Below are 16,796 nucleotides of genomic sequence, written 5' to 3' on the forward strand. Positions count from 1 at the left end.
GGACGGCACCGAGCCGTCATCGAACTGAGAAGGGGGAGGCCGCGAGGCCTCCCCCTTTTTTTACGCTAACACTTCACAATGTAGTTGCATTTCACCTGTAACCCGATTGGGCTTATGGGTAATGAGCTTTTATTTAAAGACAATAAATCGAATAACAAGGGCAACTGCTATGGCCACAATGATTAAAAGCAGGATTGTCAGTCGATGCTGCTTGCGTCGTTTGCTTGACGAAACGAAGATTGATTTTCCCTGTTTTGGCGTTTCGAGATAACGAGCCGAATGCGTTAAGGTTTGCTTAGGTCGGGGGCCTCTTTGCTGCCGAGTTATGGGCGTTTTCGCCGGGTCGTCATTGATTGCGCTGTTTTTTGATAACGGTGCATCTTTCAGATATACGGGATCGCTCGATGCGACGCCCATATGCTTACGCCCCGTTTGGGCATCCTCGAGCGTTTGATATCGATTTCTCGTCACATACTCGGGCTCTGGATCATTAATGGGCTCTTGCGAGATGTGGGGGCGATGGAACCGTGGCGGCTGCGTGGAAGTATTTTCCCCCTGCGTCGGCATAAACATATTGTTCTGGTTTTGGTCGTCCATGATGCCCTTTAGCTCGTTACCAACAACGTGTATGCGCTCATTGTAAGCCCCTTGTTATTTGTAGCTGGGGACATACTCGTTATTTAAGCTCTGGTTCAAAGAACCTTAACCTTCCTAAAACCTGAGTCCTATGCACTTAGATATGCTTATAGTACTGGACTCAAAAAACTTTATAGCTGATGTATATATGAGCACCGGGTGGGCATATATAAGAACGTCAAAAGAAGTCCCAGTCACCTAGAAGATGACTCGGCAGTCCTATAAAGGAGTGGTAAACATGGCAAGCATGGTTCCTTATCGTTCGGTTTTTGGCGTTCGTCCCTCTGCAAGCTCGCTGTTCGATCTGTTTGATGATATGAGCGACCTAGCGAACAGCTCGATTGCCTCTAAGGCGTTCCCCGTTGACGTTGAGGATAAGGGCGACGGCTATGAGGTCAAGGCTTATCTGACCGGCGTCGCCAAGGACGATATCGATGTCGAGCTTAACGAGGGCCGTCTGTCCATTAGCGTGAATGTCGAGGAAGGCGAGGAGAACGAGGGCAAGAACTTCCTGCAGAAGGAGTTCAGCTCGTACAGCGCGACGCGTGGCGTGTATCTAAAGGACGCTTCGAGCGAGGGCCTCTCGGCTAAGTATGCTGACGGCATCCTGACCGTAACGGTTCCCAAGATCGTCGAGAAGAAGAACGTTACGAAGATCTCCATCGACTAACTTCGTTGGTGCTCCGCGCTATTAAAAGACAACAAAAGGGGCTGGGAAGCGATTCCCGGCCCCTTTTGCTGTCTAGGACAGACTATTGAATGGTTGCTGGTCGATGCTGGCTTGCGGGGCGTATCGAGAGTTTTCGCGATCCTTGGAGAAGAGTGGCGGAACTGCCGACCTCGTCATCCAGGGTTGCGGCTAGAGCTTTGGCATAGCTTTTGACGGTAAGGCTCGGGCGATTGTTATCTTGGCTGATATGCATCGCAATGAGCTGTTCGGTGCGATCGGTGACGAGCCCACGCGCTGCGTCGGCGGCTTGGTCGTTAGAGAGATGGCCTTTTGCGGCTAAAATTCGATCTTGGAGGAAGCGGGGGTAATCTCCTTGGCGCAGCATGGCCACATCGTGGTTGCTCTCGAGTGCAAGAACTCGGCAGTCTTCGAGGGTGTCTATAGCTTGTTTGGTTAGCTCTCCGGTGTCGGTGGCAAAGCCAATGGAGTCATCGAAAGTGTCGAATCGATAACCGACAGGATTGATGACATCATGCGATGTTGGGTAGGTTCGTACGCGGATGCCGGCAATGGAAAGCGTGTCGCCGGGGTCAAATTCCTCTACGGGTAGATGTGCGAGGGTTTCTTTGCACGAAAGCGTGCCCCTGCTGGCAAAGAGGGGACCATGCCAGTGCTTGCACCATACATCGAGCCCTTTGATGTGGTCGGTGTGCTCATGGGTAATTACAAGCGCGGCAACGTCGTCTGCCGAGAGGCCGAGCTCCGCCATGCGTTTAAGTGTCTCGCGGCGGGACAGGCCATCATCGATCATGATGAGACCTTGCGGCCCCTCGATGAGCGCGCAGTTGCCTTTTGAGCCGCTGCCGAGGATATGAAGGTGCAGGCGAGACATAAGATTCCAAAGGATACAATGGGTGCGGACGAATAGAGGAGGAAGCGAATGCCAACGGTATCTCAGCACTATGGACATCATGCTGCGTCGAGGGCGGATGATTACGCCCTGGCGACGCGGCAGACGGCTGCTCCTGTGGTGCTCATGGTATCAGGTGGTGCGGACTCGACGGCTTTGCTCCTTATGGCATGCACATCAAAGTTGGATATCATGGACGGGCACGGCGTCGCTTCCATTGCGCGCGAGCGTCTGCACGTACTGCATGTAAATCATCACCTGCGTGGTGAGGCGTCCGATGGCGACGAGGCCTTTGTGCGCGAGCTCTGCGCGCAATATGGCTTGCCGCTGTGTGTTGAGCATGCCTATTTTGATGATGAATCGGGCAATATCGAGGCGGCTGCCCGCGAGGTACGCTATGCCGCGGCACGGAGATACGTTCGTGAGCTCTGCGCCCAGACGGGCGCACCGCGGACGGCGGCCCGCATCTGTACGGCGCACACCTCATCGGACCGCGCGGAAACGTTTTTGATGAATGCGATTAAGGGGTCGGGGCCCGCTGGTCTATCGAGCATTCCACGCCGTCGGAACATCGTGGTACGCCCCTTGCTCGACCTCACGCATGATGAGCTCGTGAACTATCTGCAGGTGCATGGCCAGCTGTGGCGGGAGGATGAGAGCAACGAGGACGTTTCGTACCTGCGCAACTATGTGCGCCACCGGGTGATGCCGGTGGTGGCACAGCGCAACGCGAACGTCTGCAAGACGATTGGTGCCGCTTGCGAGATCCTGGGCGACGAGGATGCGTTTTTGTCTCAGCTTTCGGCTCAGGCGTTTCGAAGCTGCCTGCGCAAGGAAGTGGCGGGTGCGCTGGTCCTCGACGCGCGCCGCCTTGCCGCGGCCGAGGTGGTGATTGCCCGGCGCATGGTGCGACTGGCAATTAAGCGCATCGACCCCGATGCTCGGCCGGAGATGCGGCATGTGGAGCGCGTGCTCGCCTGTGTTGCCGAGGGTGCGGGCTCGGTCACACTCCCGGCGGGAATTGATGCGCGCGTGGAGTTTGGAATGCTGGCACTCAAGGCCCCGGTGGCGCGCGAGGGCTTAGTTGCCGACTGGATCTCCGTTCCCGGGCGCCTGTCTTTGGGGGCGGGGCGTATGCTGGTGGCCGAGCCGATGGCCGTTGAGCCGGGATACGATGTCGTGCATCGAGCCCGCGAGCTTGTGGCTGCCGGAGAGGTGGCCGCTATCGTGGATGCGGCGGCCTTGGGCTTTGCCGACCGCGATAGCGATCGGATGCTCGCTGGCTCGTGCGGAGAGATTCCCGCTGAGGCTCGATCGGCGCGCTTGTGGGTGGATAACCCTGTGCCGGGGGATGTGATGTGCCCGCTGGGAATGAGTGGTCGAAGCAAGAAAGTGTCCGACCTGCTCAACGAGGCGCGCATTCCCGTTTCCGAACGCTCTGGCGTGCCCGTGGTAAGAACGGCTCCGGGGGGAGCCGTGGTGTGGGTTGCGGGCGTTCGGGCCGACGAGCGTTTTAAATGCACGGCCGCAACGCGCGTGGCATATCTGCTCCGCGTAGTCGATGCGGAATAGCGCCTTGCGCCTACTATTCTGTGCGACGTTGACGGTATTCCCGCGCTGATGGCGCACGGGCTGGTAAATATACCCCGTGCGCTGCTAGAATGTGTAGTTCGCGTCCATACGGCGGTGTGTGGGCGATAAGCACAAGAAAGGGTTGTCATGGCTTCTCAACATCCGGATATCGAGAAGGTTCTGTTTACGCAGGAGGATATCGACGGTATCGTTTCTCGCCTAGGCGAGCAGATTACTCGCGACTACGTGGGTAAGGATCTGGTGCTGATCGCGGTCCTACGCGGCGCCGTGGTCTTTATGGGCGACCTGATGCGCAAGATCGAGCTGCCGACCAACATCGATTTCATGGCTGTTTCGAGCTACGGCGACGGCGTGAAGTCCTCCGGCATCGTGCGTATCATTAAGGACCTGGATATCGACATCCGTGGCCGCGACGTACTGATCGTCGAGGACATTCTGGACTCGGGCCTGACGCTCAAGTATCTGATGAAGAACCTCGAGAGCCGCAAGCCCGCTTCGCTGGAGGTCGCCGCCTTCCTGTGGAAGGACGTTGAGGACCGCACCTCGGCCATCACGCCCAAGTATGTTGGAACCCATTGCCCCGATGCCTTTGTGGTGGGCTACGGCCTCGACTATGCCGAGCGCTATCGTAACCTTCCGTATCTGGGCATTTTGAAACCGGAGGTTTATTCGTAAGATGCCCGACGACCATAACGATAACAATTCCCAGACTCCCCGGGAGCCTAAGATCCCGGGGATGCCCGGAGGCAAGAAGCCCACGCGTACGGGCTGGCTGTATTTTATTTTGGCTTGCGCGCTTCTGGGCTACGCCTTCTTTAACATGGGCTCCGGCTTTGCCAATTCCAGCAATACCGTTAAGCTCGCGACGAGCGAGATGGTGAGCGCCATCAAGCAGGATCGCGTCGAAGATCTGACCTATACGGTTCAAGACGGAAGCGTGACGGGTCATTACTGGAAGACAAAAAAGGACAAGGGCGATACGAGCGAGCTCAAGAGCTTCTCTTCGACCTATGTCGGCTCCGATTCGCTTGCCGAGCTCATGGCGGAGCACCCCGATACCAAGTACATCGTCAACACCAACAATCCCGATTTTTGGGGCGACTTGGCGATGAGTGTGCTTCCGACGATCGCCCTTATCGCCATCATGTTCTACTTTATGCGCCAGATGATGGGCGCCAACAACAGGAACATGCAGTTTGGCAAGACCAACGCCAAGACCAACGAGGCCACACGCCCCAAGGTCAAGTTTGAAGACGTTGCCGGCGTGGACGAGGCAGTCGAGGAGCTCGAGGAGATCCGTGACTTTTTGAGCGATCCGGATCGCTATCGCAAGCTGGGCGCCAAGATCCCGCGTGGCGTGTTGCTGGTTGGCCCTCCGGGCACCGGTAAAACGCTGCTGGCCAAGGCCGTTGCCGGCGAGGCGGGCGTGCCGTTCTTTAGCATCTCGGGTTCCGACTTTGTCGAGATGTTCGTAGGTGTCGGCGCCAGCCGTGTGCGCGACCTCTTTAAGGAGGCCAAGTCCCAGGCCCCGTCGATCATCTTCATCGATGAGATCGATGCCGTGGGACGTCAGCGCGGAGCTGGCTTGGGCGGCGGTCACGACGAGCGCGAGCAGACGCTCAACCAGCTGCTGGTCGAGATGGACGGCTTTGAGGAAAGCGAGTCGGTCATCCTGATCGCTGCGACCAACCGTCCTGACATCCTGGATCCGGCATTGCTGCGTCCCGGCCGTTTTGACCGTCAGGTTACGGTCGACCGTCCGGATGTGAAGGGCCGCGAGCAGATCTTGCGCGTGCATGCCGAGAACAAGCCGATGGACGAGGACGTTAAGTTTGAGAAGCTCGCCCAGATGACCGTTGGCTTTACTGGTGCCGATTTGGCGAACCTGCTCAACGAGTCTGCGCTGCTGGCCGCTCGCCGTCATCGTTCCGTGATCTCGATGGACGAGGTCGAGGAGTCGATGGAGCGCGTGATTGCCGGACCGCAGCGCAAGGGTCGCGTGATGACAGAAGCCGAGCGCACCACGATTGCCTACCACGAGAGCGGTCACGCCCTGGTTGGTCACATCCTGGAGCACTCTGATCCGGTTCACAAGATTTCGATTGTCAGCCGCGGCCAGGCTCTTGGTTACACGCTGCAGCTTCCGCAGGAGGATCACTTCCTCAAGACCAAGAACGAGATGCTTGACGAGCTTGCCGTGTTCTTGGGCGGCCGCGTTGCCGAGGAGCTCATGTGCGACGACATCACGTCGGGCGCGAGCAACGATCTGGAGCGCGCGACCAAGATGGCGCGCGAGATGGTCACGCGCCTTGGTATGAGCGAGGAGCTGGGCACGCAAGTGTTTGGCGAGGCGCAGCATCAGGTGTTCCTTGGTCGCGATTACGCTGATCACCAGGATTACTCCGAGGAGACGGCGCGTCGCATCGATATCGAGGTTCAGCGCATCATGCGCGAGGCCCATCGCCGTGCGGTCGAGATTCTGGATGCCCGTCGCGATCAGCTCGATCTGATGGCGAAGGTGCTGCTCGAGCGCGAGACCGTCGAAGGCGACGCCGTGAACGCCCTGCTCGACAACGAGTGGGATGCCTACCTTATGCGCGAGGGCGATATCCTGGCGGCCAAGGAAGAGCGCAATGCCAAGGCGGCCGGCATGCCGACCAAGAAGCGCGCGCCTCGTATGAGCGAGGAGGAGCTGGCGGCTGATGCCGCGGCGTTTGCGCAGGCGGCCATGCAGGAGGATGCCGACGTCGCATCTGAGGATGCTGACGATGTCGAGACTGCTGACGCAAAGAAGGCCGACGGCAATACTGACGTCGACGAGTAATCTTTGTCACGAAAGCCTCCGCGGGGAAACCTGCGGAGGCTTTTTCTTTTGAGCGATATGGGCCATCTGTTGATTGGGGACAGACTTAAATGAGCGTTTTCACGCATTTAAGTCTGTCCCCAATTAACATTGCTGCGGCACTTTGCTCGGCTAAAGCGTACAATAGCGCCTATGCGAAAGGGGAACAGATGATCAACGATACTATGTATGCGCGCGGTGCGGAGAGCTCCATCATCCGCGAGATCTTTAGCTACGGCCTTGAGCGCAAGGCACAGATCGGCGCGGAAAACGTGTTCGATTTCTCACTGGGTAACCCGAGCGTTCCGGCACCTGCCGCCGTGGCTGAGTCCATTAAGAAGGCCTTGGAGCTGCCGAGCGACCAGCTGCATGGATACACGCCTGCACCGGGTCTGCCGCAGTGCCGTACCGCCGTGGCCGAATCGCTCAACCGCCGCTTTGGCACGAGCTATGAGGGCAAGGATGTCTTTATGACGGTGGGTGCGGCGGCTTCGCTCACCTGTACGCTCAACGCGATTACCAATCCGGGCGACGAGGTCATCGTTATCGCTCCGTACTTTCCGGAGTATCGCGTGTGGATTGAGAAGGCCGGCTGTACGTGTGTCGAGGCGCTCGCCGATGAAGATACGTTCCAGCTGAGCGTGGATAACGTGCTCAAGGCGATTACCGATAAGACGGCTGCCGTCATTATCGACTCACCCAACAACCCGACCGGCGCTGTGTATACGCGCGATACCTTGACGCGCCTGGCTAAAGTTTTGTGCGAGGTCAACGCCAAGCGCGATCCCGAGAATCCGATCATGCTGATCTCGGACGAACCGTATCGCGAGATTGTATACGGCGCCGAGGTGCCTTGGGTACCCTCGATTTACGAGCACACCGTCGTGTGCTATTCGTACTCCAAGTCGCTGTCGCTGCCGGGCGAGCGCGTGGGGTGGATCCTGGTTCCCAATACGAATCCTCAGGCAGCTCGTCTAATGCCCACCGTTGCCGGTGCCGCCCGTACGCTGGGCTTCGTGTGCGCTCCGGCGCTCTTCCAGCGCGTGATTATCGACTGCATTGATGAACCGAGCGATGTCGAGGCCTATGCGCGCAACCGCACCGCGCTTACCGATGCACTGGCGGAGTACGGCTACACCTATGTTGAGCCGAATGGCGCGTTCTACCTATGGGTGAAGGCGCTGGAGCCCGATGCGAACGCTTTTTGTGAGCGCGCGAAGAAGTATGAGCTGCTTGCGGTTCCCTCGGACAGCTTTGGCATGCCGGGCTGGTTCCGCTTGGGCTACTGCGTGAGCTACGAGACTATCGTCAATTCGTTGCCTGCCTGGAAGCAACTGGCCGACGAATATCTTTGAAAGTAAAGCGCTCTGCTTACAATGTTTTACGTGAAACGGGGTTTGGTTTTAAGCCAGACCCCGTTGTCTATGCCGTTGTGTGATTGGGATGAAGCAGTTTTACGACTATCGAAGGCTATGCGTACAATGAATATACGCGACGGCCATGCCGGATAAGGAGATCCGATGCCCTACCTGCTTTCTTGTGATATCCATACTCATACGATGTTCTCTGCGCATGCATATTCGACCATTGAGGAGAATGTGTACTGGGCGGCAGAGCGTGGCCTGCAGGTGCTCGGATCTGCCGACCATCTGAGCTCTATGGTTTCGCCTTGCCCCAATGACCTGCGTAGCTACCAGTTCTTTATCAACCAGGATGTCTGGCCTCGCATTTGGAGTGGCGTGCTGGTGTTGCGCGGTGCCGAGGCCGATATCGTTTCGCTGGACGGAAGCCTGTTTGGCGAGGACACTCCTGTCACGCTCGATATTGCCGGCGATCCGTTCAGCCGCCAGCATTCGCTGTTCGATTTGGTTACGCGCAATTTGGATTATTTGGTGGCAAGCGTGCATAATTCACAGATTGCTGAAGGCGCGACGCTGGCCCAGACGACCGAGATGTATATCAATGCCCTGGAGCACCCCAAGGTGTTCATGCTGGGCCACACGGGTCGCGCCGGTGTTCCCTTTGATATCGATGAGGTGCTGTTGGCGGCCAAGGCCAAGCACAAGATTATCGAGATTAACAACCATAGTCTTGAACATGGTACCGATGCCGAGCATTGGGGTGTGTGCCGCAAGATTGCCGAGCGCTGCGCCGAGCTGGGCGTGGGGATTGGCATCTCGACCGACGCGCACATTGGTATGGCGATTGGCAAGCTCGAGCAGGCGCGCAAGATGCTCGACGAGATTCATTTCCCGCTGGACCTGATTGTGACGCGCGATCGCGAGACGCTGCTGCGCGAGATGGCGGCAGCCGGCGTGTGCGACCTGCGCAAGAGCATGTAACGGGCTCATATAGCCAACGAAAGGGGGCGGTCCAGACGGGCCGCCCCCTTTCTTGTGCCGGTAGATTTTAAGGCATGTCCCAAAAATCTACTGGGGTGGGCTAGCGGCGCCCGAGGATCGCTACGGTTTCGGTGTGGTCGGTATGGGGGAACATGTCGACCGGCGTGATCTTGAGCAGGCGATAGCCTCCGTCGAGGAGCTGGTGCAGGTCACGCTCTTGGGTCACGGGGTTGCAGCTGATATAGGTGATGCGGCGCGGCTTGAGTGCGCAGGCGGCTTCGAGGAACTCGGGGGTGGAGCCGGCGCGCGGCGGGTCGATGGAAAGGACGTCGACGCGTTCGTTGTTGTCGGCGGCATCGAGGATGTAGTCGGTGGCGTCGTCGGCCATAAACCAAGCGCTGCGGGTGAGACCGTTGAGCTCGGCATTGCGGCGCGCGTCGGCAATGCCCGCGGGGTTTCGCTCCACACCGAGCAGCATGATGCCAATGCCCTTGTCCTGGGCACCCTTTGCGGCGCAAAGGCCGATGGTGCCGCTGCCGCAGTAGGCATCCATAAGCACGTCGCCCTGGCGCAGGTCCATGCCGTCGATGGCGAGCTGGTAGAGCAGCTCGGTCTGTTGCGGGTTGGTCTGATAGAACGCGGTGGGGGAGATGTCGAAGTCGCAGCCGAGCAGCTGGTCGCGCATGCATTCGGCGCCATGCACGATGCGGGTCTCCTCGCCTAGAATGGCGTTGCCGGGGCGTCCGTTGATGTTTTGGGCAACGGTGACGATATGCGGATCGAGTGCGGCGACGGCCTCAAAGAACTCCTGCGCATACGGCAAGTCGCGCTGAGCGGTCACGAGGGTGACCATAATCTGGTCGGTGCGCCAGCCGCAGCGAACGACGGCATAGCGAAGCAGCCCCAGATGCTTGTCTTCGTTAAAGGCGGGAATGTGCAGACGTTCGGCCTCGCGAGCGATACCGTTGAGAATCTGACGAGCACCCGGCGCCTCGACAGGACACTCGGGTACGGCAACGATCTTGTGCGTGCCGCGCTCAAAGAAACCGCAGCGGACAGCGCCCTCCTTACCGGGAGCAAACGGAGTGGCAGCCTTATGACGAAAACCGCGCGGCGCAGGATATTTGCCCGGGTCGCCTAGGGTGACGCCCATACCGCGAATGGGATCGACGGTTATGCCCTCGCGCTCACAGAGCTCAGCAAACAGTTCCTCCATAGCAGCCTGCTTGGCCGCCAACTGCTTCTTATAAGGACGATTGAGCGCCGTGCACCCACCGCAAGCTTTCATGATCGAACAGGGAGACTTGGGGTCCACAGTCTTGCGCGCAGCCGAAGCCGGATCTTTATGCGAGTGCTTGGGGCGAGTCTGAGATGCCTTATCCCCGCCCCGACGAGAGCCAGAACGCTTGGCCTTAGCCTTGCCCTTGGCCGACTTACCCTTCGCATCCTGAGACGCCTTGGATTTCTTAGAAGATTTTTTCTCCCCCGACCCCTCAGCCGCCTCGATCAAAGCACGACGAGCCTTACGCTCCGCACGAGATTCTGCCATGAATTAACCCCACTATTTAATAAAAGAAAAGTCCGAAGCAATTGTACCGTGCATTCAACGTGCCCGTTTGGAGAGGAGGCTATTTAAGGTTCCGAGCACGTTGTCTCCCGGCTGAGTGGCGCCCGGCGCGGAGTTTAATTTGTCGCGAGTTCCGCACGAACAGGAGGCCACTTAATGTGGCCTCCGTCGTGAGCAGGACTGTAGAGCAGCAAACTTAACCCCTGCCCCGGCACCCGGCGGGCAAATCCTCCCTTGTACTCTATCAAGGTAAAGTGTATGATTCTGAACGTTACATGACTCACTTTACTTAACTAAAGTGCCACCAAGGGGGAATACCATGAATACCGATATGTCTCGTCGTCAGTTTGTTGGTCTAGCCGGCTCGCTCGCCACGGTGCTCGGCCTTGGTCTTGTCGGTTGTGGCGGCGGTGCCGGTAAGGGCTCTGTTGCCGGCTCTGCCGCGGCCAAGGATACGAAGGGTGCCGCGGAGTCCAAGAAGCTCGTGGTGGGCTTTGATAAGTCCTATCCTCCGTACGGCTTTGTGGGCGACGACGGCGAGTACACCGGCTTTGATCTCGATCTGGCCAAGGCTGTTGCCGATAAGCAGGGCTGGGAGGTCAAATACGAGGCCATCGACTGGGATGCCAAGGACACGCTGCTCAACTCGGGCGCCATCAACTGCATCTGGAACGGCTTTACCATGGAGGGCCGCGAGGACGACTACACGTTCTCCGAGCCGTACATGCTCAACGAGCAGGTGCTGGTGGTCAAGAAGGATGCGGGCATCAAGAGCTGGGACGATCTTGCCGGCAAGACCGTGATCACCCAGACCGATTCCGCTGCGCAGGATGTGCTCGAGGGCGACCAGAAGGATCTGGCCGCGACGTTTGCCACGCTCGATACCATCGGTGAGTACAACACGGCGTTTATGCAGCTCGAGAGCGGCGCGGTCGATGCCGTGGCTTGCGACCTTTCGATTGCCCAGTATCAGCTCGCCGCCAAGCCCGATGCCTATACGCAGCTCGACAAGCCGCTGTCCAGCGAGCACTACGCCGTTGGCTTTAAGAAGGGCGACACCAAGTCGGCCGATGCTGTAACCGAGTCGCTCAAGGCGCTCTACGAGGACGGCACGGTTAAGGACCTCTGCGACAAGTATGCAGATTACGGTCTTTCCTTCGATAATTGGGTGCTCAAATAACGGCTTTCCCAGGAACCCGATCTTGCCGCTCAAACCCTCCTCGCGTACCAAAGTACGCTTCGTCGGGCTTGTCGCTCGCAGTCTTGGGCACTGCGCCTATTTGAGAATAAGATCCGCTGTTCTGCTGTTGCGAAAGAGAGGGTAGGTTGTCTATCCAAGTCATGATGCAGATGCTTGGCCAGGGATTCTTGGTCAGCTTGCAGCTGTTTGTGCTGACGCTGCTCGGGTCGATTCCACTGGGAATCCCCGTGGCGTTTATGCGCATGAGCAAAATCGCGCCGCTTCGCTGGATTGCGCGCATCTACATTTCGGTCATGCGTGGCACGCCGCTCATGCTGCAGATGTTTGCCATCTACTTTGCCCCGTACTACGTGTTTGGCATCTCGCTCACACCCGATTCCAAATGGACGGCGTGCGTTGTGGCGTTCATCATCAACTACGCCGGCTACTTTGCCGAGATCTATCGATCGGGCCTGCAGTCTATTCCGCGTGGTCAATACGAGGCTGCCGAGGTGCTGGGCTATTCGCGCCTGCAGACATTTTTGTACATTGTGATGCCGCAGGTCGCTAAGCGCATTTTGCCGGCGATGGGCAACGAGATTATCACGCTGGTCAAGGATACGTCGCTGGCATTTGCCATTGGCGTGGGCGAGATGTTCTCGACGGCCAAGGCGCTGGTTGCCTCGCAAGTGAACATGGTGCCGTTTGCAATCGCGGCGCTGATCTACTGGGTCTTTAACTTTGTGGTCGAGATGCTGCTGGGCGCCGCCGAAAAGAAGCTGGACTATTACCATGACTAACTCAGTGATGAAGATCGAAGGCGCGCGCAAGGCGTTTGGCGGCAATGAGGTTCTCAAGGATATCTCGCTTGAGGTGAAGCGTGGCGAGGTCGTGGCGATTATCGGGCCTTCGGGTGGCGGCAAGTCCACGCTGCTGCGTTGCGCCACACTGCTCGAGACGCTCGACGGAGGCTCGCTCTCGTTTGGCGGCCTTGCCGTCGCGACGGATGCGGGTTCGGGCGCGGTGTATGCGAAGGGCGATGTGCCCAAGCAGGCGCGCTCGCGATTCGGCCTGGTGTTCCAGAACTACAATCTGTTTCCGCACTATACGGTGATGAAAAACATCACCGACGCGCCGATCCGCGTGCTTAAGCGCCCGCGCGAGCAGGCGGAAGCTCGTGCGCACGAGCTGATTGCTCAGATGGGGCTTGTGGGCAACGAGAACAAGGTGCCGTGCGAGCTTTCGGGCGGCCAGCAGCAGCGCGTGAGTATTGCCCGCGCCCTGGCGCTCGACCCGGAAATCTTGTTCTTTGATGAGCCGACCTCGGCGCTCGATCCAGAGCTGACGGCCGAGGTGCTGCGTGTCATTAAAGACCTTGCGGCGCAGAACATGACGATGGTGATCGTGACCCACGCGATGCAGTTTGCGCGCGATGTTGCCGACCGCGTGGTCTTTATGGACGGCGGCCGTATTGTCGAGGAAGGTCCTGCCGAGCAGGTCATCGACCATCCACGCGAGCAGCGTACCCGCGAGTTCTTGAGCCGTATCGAGGGGTAGGCTCAGCTATTTACTCAACTTTTTAATTGAGGCGAAGCCGCCAGGTCTTACGGCCTGCGGCGGCTTTTATTTGTATCGATGGGGTTTAATAATCGCCTCGCACGTTTGCTCTGGCCTCTCGCCGTCTGTATTCATACGTGCGCCGAAAGGTGTGCATGGACAGGCGGATGCAAGGGTAGGGTGGTGGCATAGGACATTTGGAGGGTGAGTCGGCTCGGCTGCCGACCATGCTGCTCCCGGGACGGCACCGACCGCGAACTCTCCCCGTTGGCGTCGCGCATTGCGCGCGGCCCTGCAAGGAGGTCATCATGGGTGCTCCCAAGACCGGTAACGTAAGGAACGTGGTGCTCGTAGGCCAAGGCGGGGTGGGCAAGACTTCACTCGCCGAGGCCATGCTCCACCTTTCCGGCAAGACCGCCCGCCTGGGCGGCCACGACGGCACCAAGCCCACGCTTGACTATGACCCCGAAGAGGTCAAGCGTGCATTTTCCATCTCGACGACCATTGCGCCGATCGACTGGAAGGGCGCGCGCATCAACGTGCTCGATGCCCCGTGCTATCCCGATTTTATCGGCGACGCCTATGCCGCGATGAGCGTCTGCGAGACGGCTCTGTTTGTTGTCGACGCCGAGGCCGGCCCGCAGCCTACGACGGTTAAGCTCTGGTATGCCGCCGAGGACCTGCGTCTGGCGCGTGCGGTGTTCGTAAACCGTCTGTCGCGTTCCGAGGCCAGCTTTGCGACCACGATGGACCTGCTGCAGGAGCGCTTTGGTACGCGTCTGGGCGCCGTGACCCTTCCCTGGGGCGAGGGCGAGGACTTTGACGGCATCATCGACCTGGTGCGCATGAAGGCGCGCCATTGCAACGGCGCTGAAGCCGTTGAGTCGGAGATTCCTGAGGAGTATCGTACCCAGGCCGAACAGGCCCATGACCATCTGTGCGAGCTGGTGGCCGAGGCCGACGACGAGCTGATGATGAAATACCTGGAAGGCGAGGAGACGCTGACGCAGGAAGAGCTCGAGGGTCTGCTGTCGAAGGCGATCGCCGAGCGCATCTTTGTGCCGGTCTTTGCAGGCGATTGCATTAAGGAGCAGGGCGTCAACTCGCTGATGGACGACATCGCCACGTACTTCCCGGCGCCGACGGACTACGGCGAGATGCCGCTCATCGACGGCGATTCGCTCAAGATCTCGAGTGACGATGACCGCCCGGTGGCGTTTGTGTTTAAGACCCTGGCCGATCCGCAGCAGGGTCGCATCAGCTTTATCAAGGTGCTGACGGGCACGCTTGAGCCGGGCCTTGAGCTGGTCAATGCGCGCACGCGCAAGGGCGAGCGTCTGGCTCACCTGTATGTGATGTGCGGCCGCGACATGACCGAGGTCGGGCACGCGTATGCCGGCGATATCATCGTGGCGCCCAAGCTGGCTGCCGAGACGGGCGATACGCTCTCGATTACCGGTAAGGTCGAGGCTGCGGCGTTTAAGTTCCCCAACTCGCAGTACCGTATCGCCATCGAGGCCGAGAATCGCGGCGACGAAGAGAAGCTCTACGCGTTTATCGAGAAGGCTTGCAAGGCCGATCCGACCATGAGCATCGACCGCGACGAGGAGACCGGCCAGACCATTATCTCGGCGGTGGGCGAGGCACAGGTTTCGGTCCTGCTCAATCGTCTGGAGGACCGCACCAAGGTCGCTGCCAAGAGCGTGCCGATCCGTATCCCGTATCGCGAGACCATCCGCCGCACGGCAAGTGCCCAGGGTCGTCATAAGAAGCAGACTGGTGGTGCCGGTCAGTATGGTGACTGCTGGCTGCGTGTGGAGCCGATGATTACCGCCGACGGTACGAGCGACGGTTATGAGTTTGTGGACGAGGTCGTGGGCGGCCGCATTCCGCGCTCGCTGATCCCTGCCGTGGATAAGGGTGTTCAGGAGACTATGAAGGACGGCATCATCGCCGGCTACCCGCTCACGGGCATTCGCGTGGCTGTGTACGACGGCTCGTATCACAGCGTCGACTCCAACGAGATGGCGTTCCGCGCGGCGGCCCGCATCGGCCTGCGCAAGGCGTGCGCCGATGCCGACCCGGTGGTGCTGGAGCCCATCGAGGAAATCACGGTGACGATCCCCGAGAGCTACGCCGGCGCCGTGATGGGCGACATCTCGGCCTCGCGTGGTCGCGTGACGGGCATGGAGACCGATGAGCGCGGAGACACCGTGGTCATCGCCCAGGCGCCGCTGGCCGAGCTGACGGATTACTCGACGCGCCTGCGCTCTATTACGCGCGGCACGGGCGACTTTACCATGAAGCCCGCGGGCTATGAGCAGGTGCCTTATGACGTTCAGGCCAAGCTGGTCGAGCGCTATGAGGAGGGCCGCGCCAAGTAGCGTGTGACGTTGCCTGTAACATACGTGCCGATGCAAGGGCCGCTCTGGGTGATCCGGAGCGGCCCTTTTTGATCCCCGGTGGGGTTGCAAATCGGTTCTTGTCGTGGCTCGGGGCTAATCCCCCGAGGCCTGGTTGCGGCCGGTGGCGTAGTCGATCTGCACATGCGGCTGCAGGTTGTAGCAGTACACGTGGAAGCACAGTGTCTTGCCGTGGTCCTCGACCGACTGCGCCTCGAGGCGGACACCGCGGCAGACGAGTTCCTCTTCGTTGTACATGGGCGTGACGCGGTAGAGCACGTGGTTGCCCGTGTCGCGGATATAGCCGAGGATCTGCTCTTCGAAGGGCAACATGCCCGTCTCGTTGAGATAGCGCGTGCCGGTCAGGAGATTTTTGCGGTTGGCGTTTTCGCCGCAGAGCGACCAAGCGATAAGGTGGCAACGGTTATAGAGGCTCTGGCTCGGAATAAAGTCGTAGCGCTGCTGGTGCCATCCGGCGGGGTGGATACGCGAGATATCGCCGCGCTTGCCCTGACCGAGCGATTCAGGTCCTATGCAGGCGAGTGCTTTGCGGGTACGGCCCAGGCTGTCGAGTTTAGAGAACTTCTTAAAGCAGCCCTCTTCTGCAGCGCGCTCGTATTCATCGAGCGTGAATGATGGCGTGCCGAGCGCGTGCGTGCTGTCGGCACGAAGGGCAACGTAGGGGTTGCCGGCGTAGTCGGGAATGCTGCTGAGATATACGCCGCGGGCGCGGTTGAGATCGGGGTTTTCGACCTCGTCGATGGGGGTGGCGGCGCTGTCCGCGGAAGCGCCGTCGCCGGTGTCGGTTGCGGCGGAATCGGAGCCATCGCCAGAGTCCTGGCTGTTTTGAGGGTCCGGGGAGCTCGCCGTTCCCGATTCGAGCCGGGCGACCAAGTCCGCTTCGTCGTCGGTGCGGTTGGGGCTCTCGCTTTGCTTCTCGGCCAGAGCCGCCGCCTGCTCATCGCTTTGCGGCGACAACAGCTTGGGCGCTCCGTCGATCGATCCCGTAAACAGCGCAAACCCCAGCACCACGGCGGTGCCGATGGAAAGTACTTGCTTGTAGGCGGACTTGCGCGACATGGGGGCTCCTGGTTAGT

The 16,796-nt window shown here is 59.3% G+C and carries 14 protein-coding genes; 10 read left to right on the plus strand and 4 right to left on the minus strand.

The window, feature by feature from the left end; genetic code table 11:
* Positions 1 to 129: 129 nt before the first annotated feature.
* A complete protein-coding gene (locus DW732_RS07380) occupies positions 130 to 597 on the minus strand; it encodes a hypothetical protein (protein WP_118099183.1) in 468 nt (155 codons plus the stop codon).
* 277 nt (positions 598 to 874) lie between these two features.
* Between DW732_RS07380 and DW732_RS07385 the strand changes: the two genes are divergently transcribed.
* The gene (locus DW732_RS07385; RefSeq protein ID WP_118099184.1) at positions 875 to 1,306 is read left to right on the plus strand and encodes an Hsp20/alpha crystallin family protein; all 432 of its coding nucleotides are present in this window, start codon (positions 875 to 877) and stop codon (positions 1,304 to 1,306) included.
* Between the two features lie 82 nt (positions 1,307 to 1,388).
* On the opposite strand, the gene DW732_RS07390 is transcribed toward DW732_RS07385, so the two are convergent.
* The gene (locus tag DW732_RS07390; protein ID WP_118099185.1) at positions 1,389 to 2,198 is read right to left on the minus strand and encodes an MBL fold metallo-hydrolase; all 810 of its coding nucleotides are present in this window, start codon (positions 2,196 to 2,198) and stop codon (positions 1,389 to 1,391) included.
* Between the two features lie 48 nt (positions 2,199 to 2,246).
* On the opposite strand from DW732_RS07390, the gene tilS reads away from it, so the two are divergent.
* The 5 genes from tilS (at position 2,247) to DW732_RS07415 (ending at position 8,993) form a co-directional block, all read left to right on the plus strand.
* Positions 2,247 to 3,788: a tRNA lysidine(34) synthetase TilS gene (tilS, locus tag DW732_RS07395; RefSeq protein WP_199569770.1), complete on the plus strand. Its 1,542-nt coding sequence runs from the start codon at positions 2,247 to 2,249 to the stop codon at positions 3,786 to 3,788.
* A 147-nt stretch (positions 3,789 to 3,935) separates the two neighbouring features.
* Entirely contained in the window at positions 3,936 to 4,484 is a 549-nt protein-coding gene (gene hpt, locus DW732_RS07400; protein ID WP_118099186.1) for a hypoxanthine phosphoribosyltransferase, read from the plus strand.
* Position 4,485: 1 nt separating this feature from the next.
* Complete coding sequence (ftsH, locus tag DW732_RS07405) at positions 4,486 to 6,633, plus strand: ATP-dependent zinc metalloprotease FtsH (protein WP_118099187.1); 2,148 nt, start codon at positions 4,486 to 4,488, stop codon at positions 6,631 to 6,633.
* A gap of 188 nt (positions 6,634 to 6,821) precedes the next feature.
* A complete protein-coding gene (locus DW732_RS07410) occupies positions 6,822 to 8,006 on the plus strand; it encodes a pyridoxal phosphate-dependent aminotransferase (protein ID WP_117743429.1) in 1,185 nt (394 codons plus the stop codon).
* Between the two features lie 165 nt (positions 8,007 to 8,171).
* The gene (locus DW732_RS07415; RefSeq protein WP_117734840.1) at positions 8,172 to 8,993 is read left to right on the plus strand and encodes a phosphatase; all 822 of its coding nucleotides are present in this window, start codon (positions 8,172 to 8,174) and stop codon (positions 8,991 to 8,993) included.
* A gap of 100 nt (positions 8,994 to 9,093) precedes the next feature.
* Here the strand turns inward: DW732_RS07415 and rlmD are convergent, their stop codons facing one another.
* On the minus strand, positions 9,094 to 10,542 hold the full coding sequence (gene rlmD / locus DW732_RS07420) for a 23S rRNA (uracil(1939)-C(5))-methyltransferase RlmD (protein ID WP_117734841.1): 1,449 nt from the start codon (positions 10,540 to 10,542) through the stop codon (positions 9,094 to 9,096).
* Between the two features lie 337 nt (positions 10,543 to 10,879).
* Between rlmD and DW732_RS07425 the strand changes: the two genes are divergently transcribed.
* From DW732_RS07425 to DW732_RS07440, 4 genes are all read left to right on the plus strand, one after another.
* Entirely contained in the window at positions 10,880 to 11,740 is an 861-nt protein-coding gene (locus DW732_RS07425) for a transporter substrate-binding domain-containing protein (RefSeq protein ID WP_117743430.1), read from the plus strand.
* Positions 11,741 to 11,901: 161 nt separating this feature from the next.
* On the plus strand, positions 11,902 to 12,540 hold the full coding sequence (locus DW732_RS07430) for an amino acid ABC transporter permease (protein WP_117743431.1): 639 nt from the start codon (positions 11,902 to 11,904) through the stop codon (positions 12,538 to 12,540).
* On the plus strand, positions 12,533 to 13,297 hold the full coding sequence (locus tag DW732_RS07435) for an amino acid ABC transporter ATP-binding protein (protein WP_117743432.1): 765 nt from the start codon (positions 12,533 to 12,535) through the stop codon (positions 13,295 to 13,297). The genes DW732_RS07430 and DW732_RS07435 overlap by 8 nt, the downstream gene beginning before the upstream one ends.
* 308 nt (positions 13,298 to 13,605) lie before the next feature.
* The gene (locus DW732_RS07440; RefSeq protein ID WP_118099188.1) at positions 13,606 to 15,681 is read left to right on the plus strand and encodes a translation factor GTPase family protein; all 2,076 of its coding nucleotides are present in this window, start codon (positions 13,606 to 13,608) and stop codon (positions 15,679 to 15,681) included.
* 114 nt (positions 15,682 to 15,795) lie between these two features.
* Here the strand turns inward: DW732_RS07440 and DW732_RS07445 are convergent, their stop codons facing one another.
* Positions 15,796 to 16,779: a DNA/RNA non-specific endonuclease gene (locus DW732_RS07445; RefSeq protein WP_118099189.1), complete on the minus strand. Its 984-nt coding sequence runs from the start codon at positions 16,777 to 16,779 to the stop codon at positions 15,796 to 15,798.
* Between the last annotated feature and the right edge of the window lie 17 nt (positions 16,780 to 16,796).

The organism is Collinsella sp. AM28-11LB (assembly GCF_003469895.1).
In the GTDB taxonomy this organism is placed as follows: domain Bacteria; phylum Actinomycetota; class Coriobacteriia; order Coriobacteriales; family Coriobacteriaceae; genus Collinsella.

What these genes read in the sequence shown, in the direction of transcription:
- DW732_RS07380 (WP_118099183.1), bottom strand. Translation starts at nt 597, where the DNA reads ATGGACGACCAAAACCAGAACAATATGTTTATGCCGACGCAGGGGGAA.
- DW732_RS07385 (WP_118099184.1), top strand. Translation starts at nt 875, where the DNA reads ATGGCAAGCATGGTTCCTTATCGTTCGGTTTTTGGCGTTCGTCCCTCT.
- DW732_RS07390 (WP_118099185.1), bottom strand. Translation starts at nt 2,198, where the DNA reads ATGTCTCGCCTGCACCTTCATATCCTCGGCAGCGGCTCAAAAGGCAAC.
- tilS (WP_199569770.1), top strand. Translation starts at nt 2,247, where the DNA reads ATGCCAACGGTATCTCAGCACTATGGACATCATGCTGCGTCGAGGGCG.
- hpt (WP_118099186.1), top strand. Translation starts at nt 3,936, where the DNA reads ATGGCTTCTCAACATCCGGATATCGAGAAGGTTCTGTTTACGCAGGAG.
- ftsH (WP_118099187.1), top strand. Translation starts at nt 4,486, where the DNA reads ATGCCCGACGACCATAACGATAACAATTCCCAGACTCCCCGGGAGCCT.
- DW732_RS07410 (WP_117743429.1), top strand. Translation starts at nt 6,822, where the DNA reads ATGATCAACGATACTATGTATGCGCGCGGTGCGGAGAGCTCCATCATC.
- DW732_RS07415 (WP_117734840.1), top strand. Translation starts at nt 8,172, where the DNA reads ATGCCCTACCTGCTTTCTTGTGATATCCATACTCATACGATGTTCTCT.
- rlmD (WP_117734841.1), bottom strand. Translation starts at nt 10,542, where the DNA reads ATGGCAGAATCTCGTGCGGAGCGTAAGGCTCGTCGTGCTTTGATCGAG.
- DW732_RS07425 (WP_117743430.1), top strand. Translation starts at nt 10,880, where the DNA reads ATGAATACCGATATGTCTCGTCGTCAGTTTGTTGGTCTAGCCGGCTCG.
- DW732_RS07430 (WP_117743431.1), top strand. Translation starts at nt 11,902, where the DNA reads ATGATGCAGATGCTTGGCCAGGGATTCTTGGTCAGCTTGCAGCTGTTT.
- DW732_RS07435 (WP_117743432.1), top strand. Translation starts at nt 12,533, where the DNA reads ATGACTAACTCAGTGATGAAGATCGAAGGCGCGCGCAAGGCGTTTGGC.
- DW732_RS07440 (WP_118099188.1), top strand. Translation starts at nt 13,606, where the DNA reads ATGGGTGCTCCCAAGACCGGTAACGTAAGGAACGTGGTGCTCGTAGGC.
- DW732_RS07445 (WP_118099189.1), bottom strand. Translation starts at nt 16,779, where the DNA reads ATGTCGCGCAAGTCCGCCTACAAGCAAGTACTTTCCATCGGCACCGCC.